The sequence below is a fragment of the Photobacterium sp. R1 genome, from assembly GCF_054600795.1.
The window spans coordinates 1-9,711 of the sequence record NZ_BAAHZP010000027.1 but is presented as its reverse complement, the minus strand read 5'-3'; the positions used below and the strand labels follow the sequence as shown (position 1 = coordinate 9,711).

Sequence of the window (9,711 nt, the reverse complement as noted above, 5' to 3'; positions counted from 1 at the left end):
TACCACCGCACTTACCATCACAAGGGATCAGATCGCAGGACTTGGAAAAGGTTCAACTGATTTAGGCAACAACGCCCCTTTTATGATCGAAGTATTATTGACTCATATGGATACAGCAAGCTCGAAAAAATACCAGTTTCTGATTTTTTATTGAATAAATGTCGTGAACTGATTTATAACCAAAACGTGTTTATTTTTCCTCCATGGGAATCAATTTACAAAAATGATGTAGAGCGTCAGCAGGATTTCATTGAAGCTGTAGCAACATATCAGGAGATGCTCTATGCATACGAAAAATTTGGTTATGATTTAGTTGAAGTTCCGAAGGTATCCTTGAGAAAAAGAGCTGAGTTTATCTTGAACAACGTGAACTTTGGCTAACAAGCTAATTGGACTCCCGCTCTAATAGCCGACTAACCTTTTAGGTCGTTTTAGGTACCTGTTCTTGTCATCGCTTAGTTGTCGGTGTGCAGGGGTTACATGACATTGGCCGATCTGGCCGGTGTATGCTGCTCAACCGGCTTTCAATTCTGAGCTTCCTCATCTTACTTTACTTCTTTGTGCAGGACGGCCAGTCCGGCACTAATGAATATGGCCCCAACCCGAAATAAAACAATGATATGGGTTAGGTGATGGTGTGAATTGCCAGCAGTTACACCCGCCTGATACAGTCTGTTTCTTGTTGAAATCCAGTGCCAAATTCATAGTATGGCTTCCAGTGCGCCGCTTCAAATCTCATCGTTTTTATTTCATTTCAATTCCCTCAGAACTTTGCCTCAAAGCACAATTCTGCATCCTCAAGTGTGTCTTTTATGAAAGTTGTCCCATAACTGGAAAGTATGGCGACAACAGCAATTTTTATTTTTAATTCTCCGGCGACTTCAGTGTTATGGGCGGTAGCGTGTTTGATTCAAGGAGAGTGGGGATAAAATCAGGACAGACGCCCTAAAAACTGATTGCAGGATCCGAACGTGCAGATTTTAATGCGTCGCTATCTGCCGTGATGTTGGAATACACAAAGACATGATTTTTTGACTTAATTTCAGGTTTATTCACCGGGTGAGGTTTATTCGTATCACTCAATATACTCAAGGAGGTTATTCAAGTATTTGTTCAATTCATCTTGTTTACTTTTGTTGATAAAAATAAAAACTTAATTTTTTGTATGTATGGCTGAATTTTTTCAGTTAAATATCAGATTGGAGTAAGAATGTATTGGTTTAATTTAAATTTCACAGAATATTGTGGACTGTCTGGTAAAGCATAAATACTGACTGAATGGTTTTGATGCAGTCTCATTGCGGTTTTAAATTGAAAAGTTCAGGGCCCTTTGTGACAGGTTTATGCTCTTTTGCAGTAAAAAAACATTGGTTTTAGGTGTCGTGAATGCTTTTGAACTCGCTGACCCTAATTCACCCGTTGGTGAGGGTTAATATCTGAAATAATTAATGGAAGGAGTATATACATGTTTAAAATCAAGAGGCACTGGATATTAGGCGCCCTGGTCTTCACAGGGGCTCTACCCATAAAAAACGTCAGTGCTGTGGGTACTGAGTTTGGCGGCTGTATGGAAGAAACCGCAGGTTTTGCGGTGCAGTGTACGGCGAATGATGTAAAAATCGCTGGTGTAGCGACTAACCCCGACGGAACGCCGAAGCTTGAAATTCTGGATGACGGCTGTGCTTATCAAGGTGATGTTGTGCAGTTTACTGCGACATTTGATATCGAAACCACATCAAAAGAGCGACATGATGTTGGGATCTACTTTGTCACGGATGGCGATCCTAACTCGGATGGTGCAAAAAGCGGGCAATGCAGTATCTCTACTTTACCTTTCCAGCCGTCACCCCCTTGGCTGGATCTGGACGGTACAAACGATCCCTATCCGGGCACAACCACACCTTCAGGTGTACAGGATGAATGTGGTGACATTGCAAAGCCTGGGTATAACCCGCTTTCACCCACTTTTACTTTAACCGCTACGTGTGTTGACCCGGATAATGATGGCCAATTAAACCTGCCATATTGTACGAGTTGGCGCCAGTCCGGAGCGAATGAACTTTGCGTGACCCCTTCTGATGCATACCCGGGCTCGCCTTCTAAATGTAAGTGTGATGATTCCTTTAACATTCCAATCGCAGTCCCGCCAGCGGAATTGTTAGTTTCGAAATCGGTCAATCCACAAACGCTAGCAGAGCCGGGGGGGAGTGCGACATTTACGGTGACGGTAACGAATGTGGGTATCGACCCGAAAAATAACGTGACATTAAATACACTGACAGACAGCATCTACGGTGACATTACGACAGCAAATCACGATGGTATTGTCAGTACGACTTGTAGTGCTCCGCAGACCATTCCGTCAGACGACAGAAATCCGGGCGGCATTGACACCTATGCGTGTCAATTTACGACCAATATTGTCGGTAACGCGGGTGATGTAGAAACAGATATCGTGACCGCCAGTGGCATTGATGATAACGGCAATCTGTTATCAGGCGAAGACACTGCACAGGTTACCATCACTGATTTGTTACCCAATATTGAGCTCGTCAAAACCGCTTCGCCAGAGCAGTTGAATGAACCGGGTGGTTTAGTGACGTTTTCTGTCGTTGTCAGCAACTCAAGTCCGGCAGCATCAGATCCGGTCACCATCAATTCGCTGGTCGATAACATTCATGGAGATTTAAATGGACAAGGTGATTGTTCGGTCCCGCAAGTGATCGCGGTTGGGGCAAACTACAGCTGTTCATTCCAGATCAATGTCGTTGGGAATGCGGGTGGTTCTGAAACCGATACTGTTACAGCGTTAGGTAAGGATGATGAAAATAATCCAGTCAGCGCGAGTGACTCTGCAACGGTTGTGATTCTCAACACGCCCTCCAGTATTGAAGTGATAAAAACGGCTTCTCCATCAACGATTGAAGAACCGGGTGGTAACGTCACTTATACATACACAATCAATAACACCTCAAGTGTTGATCCGGTGACCATTGATGTCGCTGATGACGACAAGTTAGGCATGCTGAATGGTCAGGGAAACTGTAGTCTTCCACAGGTGATAGCACCAAGTGGTTCTTACACTTGTACGATTGTCTCGTTTGTCTCAGGCAACGGGAATACGGCAGTGACGAACGTCATCACTGTGTCTGGTTTAGATGATGATGGTGAAATCGTCAGTGCTGTGGATGATGCGACGGTGAATGTTCTCAATGCGCCGCCAGCCGCATCAGTGGTGAAACAAGCCACGCAGGCTGTGGTGACTTATCAAGTGAGTATCTCGAATGATTCGGATGCTGAAGCGCTGACAATCACAAGTCTGGTTGATAATTTGTTTGGAGATATCACTCAGGTTACGGGTAGTATTCAGTCGACAACTTGTTCTGTACCTCAGGTGATTCAACCTGCGGCACAAGTTGAAGACACCTATAGCTGTCAATTTACTGCAATTGTGACTAGCTCTCCACATGTGAATACTGTAACGGCAACGGTTGAAGATGATGATGGTTCGCAGCCCATCATGCCAAGTGATTCTGCAACAGTCAGTTTTGAATAATACCGCCAGTTACAAATCGATTGAAAAGAGCATATGTCGGCATATGCTCTTTTTGTTTCATTCTTTGCCGAAATCCGTTGGCTACAGAGCATACTTATTCTGTTTCCAACTGAAATCCTGTGCCTGTGCCTGTGCCAAGCAATAGCAACACATCAGGCACTTCCGCTTCAATCTTCATCACCTTCTTTCTCCACCTTTTCAGAACTTTGTCCCGTAGCACAGATATGCAACCCTAAACATGCCTTTTAATGAAACCTTGCCCATAACTCAATATGATGACTGTTACAGAAATTTACATCCTTCAGTAACTTGAGTGTTAAGGGCGGTAGCGTGTTTGATTTTTGGTGGTGGGGCAGGCGTCGGTGGTGGTGTGATGTCGCTTTTCAGATGTGGATACACTGTCGCTGAATGAGGATGTTTTATCAGATGGTGGTAAAAGTGCCTGGAAACAGATGGTTATGATTTTTGATTAAATGAGATACACGACATGATGTCGTATATCTTATTGAGTTGTTTATGTGATACTTTGATTATGTCTTTATTTATCAGGTGCTTATGTCTTATTTGGTCTTTGGATATATATGACAGAGTTATACGACATGATGTCGTTGAATAAAATGTTATGCTTCTTCATGAGGTCAGGAGGAAGAGTTGATAGAAATCGAATTCAATATATATTTGGCGAGTAAAAAGGAGTGGACTCACTTACTAAAAAACATTCGCCTTGCTGCTGTTCCAAGAGTTGGCGAATCTGTTAAATTCAATAATCGTGTTGTAGGCGATTACTTCTCTTGGACAGTAAATCAAGTTACTTATCGTGAAAATGGTGTAATCGAAGTCACAACCGATTTACTCGACAATGTAGATTGTCGAATGTATTCATTTGAAGAGCACGATGAATTTTTAGAATATTATCACTCTTACCTGAACGAGGGTTGGATTTCACCTAATGGCGTTAAAGTTAATAGCCAATACCTAAATCGTAAAAAAGAAGCATAACAAAGCGTTAAAGAGGGATTGCAACCGCGTGGCATTTTCGGTTCCAATGGGGTTTTGTGGTTAAGGCGGTTTCATTGGCTTTTAGGTAGCGTTTGCAACCCCTTAACGCGACGTTAGGTGAATAAAGGAGTCTATATGCAGACACAAAAAGAAGTTCTTAATGAGTGGTATAGGCGAGTAGCTGTAACACAGGCAGCCCACTATTATTCTGCTGATACTTTTAATCATCGAAAATACTGGTTGGGCGTACCAACAGTAATCTTAACAACGTTAGTCGGTACATCGGTATTTGCGACGATTTCCCAAGATAACACTGAGACTTGGGTGAAGATATGTCTAGGGCTAGCAAGTGTTGCTGCTGCCTTATTGGCTAGCTTGCAAACATTTTTAGGTGATTCCGAACGTTCTGAAAAGCATCGTATTGCAGGGGCAAAGTATGGCGCTCTGGGAAGAGAGCTAGAATACATCTTGACCATAGAACAAGATATCACCGAAGAGCGTTTTAATAATCTGAGGGCTAAACTCGATGAACTGGCTCTCGAGTCTCCAAATAACCAGCTAAAAGTATATCGAAGAGCCGGTGCAACGGATATTAAAGTGATACCAAATGACGAAACTAGCCCAGCTCAACTCATGTAAATTCACCTAACAAAGCATTTAAGAGTGATTCCCAACGCATGGCATTTTTCATTCCCCCGTTGGGTCTAGCGTTTACGGTGGTCTGGTTAAGTTTCGTGGTAGCGTTGCTCACACCTTAATGCGGCGTTAGCCGTTTTAACAAAATATGAGTATTGAAGGTGATTAATGCGTCAAGAAGATTGGTTTATCTTTCAAGAGGAAATATGCGAACACTTCAAAGCTATTGGAGCAGAAGCTGAAACAAATGTCAGCTTAACTGGTGTTAGGACAAGCCATGATATTGATGTATTTGTAAAAACTAAATTTTTGGGCATCGACCTAAAATGGATTGTTGAAGCAAAGCACTGGAAACGTAAGGTAAACAAAGGTCACGTATTAGCTCTTCGCAGCATTTCAGAAGATCTAGGGGTAGACAAAGCATTTATTGTTTCTAGCAGTGGATTTCAATCTGGAGCAATTGAGGCTGCGAAGAATACCAACGTTAAGCTCTTAACACTTGACGAACTCAAAGAAGAAACTAAAGGTTTTATCGAATCTGAAATACTTAAAACCTATGAAGCTCGCTTGGACTTACTGGAAAATCGATATTGGTCTCACTCGAAAGAAATTCGAATTAAATATGGGCTTCGACATCACCTAATGGACTTTCAGCTCAAATTTACGGGACAAATGTTATTAGGTGTTGCGAGAAAAGCACTAATGGCTGCAATTGATCGGAATTATCCAATTATTCTAGACACGATGTATGAAGAGCATCAAGGGGAAATGCAGGCTGACAACTTTCAGCAACTACAAAACTGGTTCAATCTCAATTTTAATCATTTTGAAAGTAAGTTGCTTGCAGCTGAATGGGAAATGCACCAAAACGGAGAGTACAACCCAGACTGTATTCTATATACGAGTGATGATTTAACTCCTTCTAAGGTTATGGCAAAAGGTATGTACATGGCTGAAGGAAACGGCTAACAAACAATTTAAGAGTGATTCAGCACGCTTGGCATTTTGGGTTTGGGTTAAGTTTAGTGTTTACGGTGGTTAAATTAAGTTCTGTGGTCGCGTGCTTCACACCTTAATTGGGCGTTATAAGCCTTAATTGGAGATTGTTATATATGGAAACAGAAAGGCTTAAACTAGTGCCTCCTTCAATGGAATATCAGCCTTTGATGCTCGAAGCGATATTAGAAAGCCAAGATGAGCTTGGTGTTTATCTTCCTTGGGTTCCATATGCGTTGACTGAAGCAGAGTCTATCGAGAATACAAAGCAAGCTATCAGCAATTTTGAGAACTTTGAAGGTGAGTTACGATATTCAATCGTCGAGAAAAGCACTGGTCGTTTTCTAGGAGCAATAGGGCTTATCATTCGTGACAAAACAGTCCCGTATTTCGAAATTGGTTATTGGCTACGTAGTTCGAGCGTTGGTTATGGCTTCATTTCGGAAGCAGTCAAAGCTGTAGAAACTTATGCATTCAAAGAACTTAAGGCTAATCGTCTCGAAATCAAAGCTGCTGTAAATAACTTGAAAAGTCGATCTGTAGCAGAGCGTGGTGGATATACATTCGAAGGGATACTGTGCAATGACCGAAGATTGCCGTCAGGTGAGTTGAGTAGTACGGCAATGTATGCGAAAACAGGCTTATAACAAAGCGTTCAAGACGGATTCACAACGCTTGGTATTTTTAGTTTCAATCAACTTTAGTGTATACGGCACAATGATTTAGGCTAGGTCGTAGGCGTTGTTCACCACTTAACGCGGCGTTAGCTGTCATAAGGTGCTATGAAAAAAGTAACGGAATATTTCGAGAAATACAGAGAGGCATCAAGGCACCTTCGAAACATTTATTATGTTCCTAAAGATGATGATGTGTGGGATATATTGGATGATTTTGAGGAGGTTAGCGTATTACTCTTTAAACATTTAGTATGTGCGCCATTGAATATTGGTTATGAGAAATACGATTGGTTTAATGAGTCAATTTCATGCTTCAAACTACAGGCGCAAGGTTCGCGATTGCCAATAATGATCAATCGAATACCAAATGTAAATCACGGGTACTGGGATCACGAGATACATACCGTTGATCCAGATGATTTAACCCTCGATTTTATCTGTTACTTTGATTGGAATCCTCAAGGCGTTATCGATAATCGCTACATTATGTGCAAAATAAGTGACGCTAAGGTTTCAAAAAATGTCATTGGGCACATTGCTCTGGTTGAGTCGCACTATGTCGAAATTCATCATGCAGGCCACAGCTAACAAACCGCTGCACGCCGACACATACTGCTACGCTCGTTTTTGTGTTTCGCTGCGCGCCACTTTACACAAAAACGCTCTCCGCAGTATGTGCGGGTGAGCGGGGCGTTAAGCATTAGCCATGATTTATAGATTTTTACTCGTCGTATTGTTAGCTCTATGCCTTGCTGGATGTAAAACGGCTGAGGTGTATCATTTTATCCATGATGAAACTGAGGCCGATCGTAGAAGTCTGCAATGGTCACTGCCAAACCCGGAACTAACGTCTGAAAATATAAATACTGGCCAGCCATACCTTGTTGTAGATTTCTACAGGTTCTGGCCTGGCTATTCGGCAAGCGCATATGTGTATATCGTTCAAAATAGTGGAGCTCCAGTCGAGTTAAAGTCGATTTCGGTAACGTCTTCCCAAACTGGTGAAAGCCTTTATCTGCAACTAAATTTGGATGCTTCTCCAAAGACTCTTGAAGGAGGGTATTACTTGTACCGTTACAGAGTAATTGATGCAGCAACATCAAATAAATTTTCGGAAGCTGATTCTCTTAAGGTATCAATCAAGTGGTCCGAAAAAGTTGGAAAGGAAAAAATATCTACTTTTGAACTAAAAAAGAAAGTCAAGAGTGAGGTGGTATGGCCCACCTAAAATGCTTAACAATGCGCTGCAGGCCGACGGTCAACTTTGTGCGCTTTATGCGCGGTCGCTGCGCTCCCATTATCGCGCATAAAGCGCCCAAAATTGTCCGCGGCTGAGCGCGGCGTTATGCCTACAAGTGATTGATAAGTCGATAGTAAGCCCATATATAGCTATTATGTGTTTAATTGCAATGTAAGGTGTTTTATGAAATCTCGTGAGCTTAATACTATTCATGATCTGATCGTTTCAAACTATCAAATCAAACCACTAGGTGATGGTAAGTTTGAGCATTCGTTTACGCCAGCTACAACTGATACTGTTTATAAGTTTATTGCTAATGGTACAGCAGAAGTTGAAGAAGGCGAGCGTTACAATATTGGATATTACGTTGATGACCACGGCGATAAAATTATCGACTTGTCGGCTTTATCAAAAAATACTGAAGTAAACCCAATTATTAGCCTCTTGTTTGCTAAAGAAGAAGCAAAAGGTAAACACGTTATAAACAAAGGCAAAAATGATGAGCGCGTTCACCATGATGCCACCGATGGTTACTATTGGGGCAAAAAGTATGCGTGGCGTGAGTATGGATTGGTTGTTCCAAAAAAAGTATTTTATGACTACCTAGCTGAAATCGGCTTCCCTACTGTAGATTGTGAAACGATCAACCCAGATTTAGCCTTCACCTCTAACGAAAAGTCAATTGCTTACAAAGATGAAGGATTGGAAAAAGCAATTGATGACCTAATCATGTCTGCCAAAAAAGAAACTAAGACGTTGTACAAATCACCTTTATTCTCACGTCGTTTCACTGTTCGTGGAATTAGTGCAATCACTGACAAAAAGTAGGCATAACAATCTGTTTAAGAGTGATTCGCAACGCGTGGCATTTTCACCATGCGTTGCTTTTAGTGTTTAAGGTGGTATGCGGAAGCTTCGGTATTGCGTTGCTCACACCTTAACAGGGCGTTATGCCTAAGGAATGATGGAGTAATGAACACCACAATACTTGAGACAGAATATTTTACTGTAAGTCAGTGCAGCGATTGTGATGTGCCGGGTTACTTAATCGTTATGTATAAAGAGAATCTAAGAGAGTTAAGTGAACTTCCTCATGAAGCTAAATGTCAGCTTGGGGTATTACTTAGCGAAGTTGAATCAAGTATTACAAAAGTGTTAGCTCCCGAAAAAGTGTACTGCTGCAAATTTGGAGAAGCGGCCAGTATTATTCATTTCCACCTTTTTCCAAGAACAGTCTTGTTAAGTAAATCGTTTTTAAGCATCTATCCAGAGCAGCAAGGTTTAATTCATGGCCCACTGTTATTTGATTGGGCTAGAGATTACTACAAAGTTAAAGTCGGTTGTTTCTCTCCTGATACCATAGTTGCTTTCAACAAAATCAGAGCTATTTTGAGTTCTGTTGGCATAACAAAGGCATCAAGGTGACACGTTACACTCGGCGATTTTTGTTTTGAGTTTAGTGCGCTTGGTTAGTTTGGTGTTGGTGCACCTTATGCCCGGCGTTATGTGCTTTCGAGGAAAATGATGAAGAAGCAATTATTATTGTCTCTCTCAAGTTTGGTTTTTACTGTGGCGGTTAATGCCAAAGATACAGCTATCGACTGCGA

General features: G+C 41.8%; 9 protein-coding genes and 2 pseudogenes. All 11 read left to right on the top strand.

What is annotated here, in order from left to right:
* Positions 1-78 precede the first annotated feature (78 nt).
* Positions 79-381: pseudogene (locus ACYP03_RS23565) on the top strand (AAA family ATPase); the annotation flags it as partial.
* Between the two features lie 80 nt (positions 382-461).
* Positions 462-611 (top strand): annotated as a pseudogene (locus ACYP03_RS23560) (DUF805 domain-containing protein); the annotation flags it as partial.
* Positions 612-1,465: 854 nt separating this feature from the next.
* Positions 1,466-3,556, top strand: a complete 2,091-nt coding sequence (locus ACYP03_RS23555) for a DUF7507 domain-containing protein (RefSeq protein WP_459782295.1) — start codon at positions 1,466-1,468, stop codon at positions 3,554-3,556.
* A gap of 651 nt (positions 3,557-4,207) precedes the next feature.
* Positions 4,208-4,555 (top strand): hypothetical protein, encoded by a 348-nt coding sequence (locus ACYP03_RS23550; RefSeq protein ID WP_459782294.1) that lies wholly within the window; start codon positions 4,208-4,210, stop codon positions 4,553-4,555.
* A gap of 135 nt (positions 4,556-4,690) precedes the next feature.
* Positions 4,691-5,194: an SLATT domain-containing protein gene (locus ACYP03_RS23545; RefSeq protein WP_140320312.1), complete on the top strand. Its 504-nt coding sequence runs from the start codon at positions 4,691-4,693 to the stop codon at positions 5,192-5,194.
* Between the two features lie 165 nt (positions 5,195-5,359).
* Positions 5,360-6,160: a restriction endonuclease gene (locus ACYP03_RS23540; RefSeq protein WP_459782293.1), complete on the top strand. Its 801-nt coding sequence runs from the start codon at positions 5,360-5,362 to the stop codon at positions 6,158-6,160.
* A gap of 143 nt (positions 6,161-6,303) precedes the next feature.
* Entirely contained in the window at positions 6,304-6,834 is a 531-nt protein-coding gene (locus tag ACYP03_RS23535; protein ID WP_248140571.1) for a GNAT family N-acetyltransferase, read from the top strand.
* 135 nt (positions 6,835-6,969) lie between these two features.
* A complete protein-coding gene (locus tag ACYP03_RS23530; RefSeq protein ID WP_220592654.1) occupies positions 6,970-7,452 on the top strand; it encodes a hypothetical protein in 483 nt (160 codons plus the stop codon).
* 118 nt (positions 7,453-7,570) lie between these two features.
* Positions 7,571-8,092: a hypothetical protein gene (locus ACYP03_RS23525; RefSeq protein WP_248140569.1), complete on the top strand. Its 522-nt coding sequence runs from the start codon at positions 7,571-7,573 to the stop codon at positions 8,090-8,092.
* Between the two features lie 195 nt (positions 8,093-8,287).
* Positions 8,288-8,932: a hypothetical protein gene (locus tag ACYP03_RS23520; protein ID WP_248140568.1), complete on the top strand. Its 645-nt coding sequence runs from the start codon at positions 8,288-8,290 to the stop codon at positions 8,930-8,932.
* A 144-nt stretch (positions 8,933-9,076) separates the two neighbouring features.
* Positions 9,077-9,529, top strand: a complete 453-nt coding sequence (locus ACYP03_RS23515) for an HIT family protein (protein WP_248140567.1) — start codon at positions 9,077-9,079, stop codon at positions 9,527-9,529.
* Positions 9,530-9,711 lie beyond the last annotated feature (182 nt).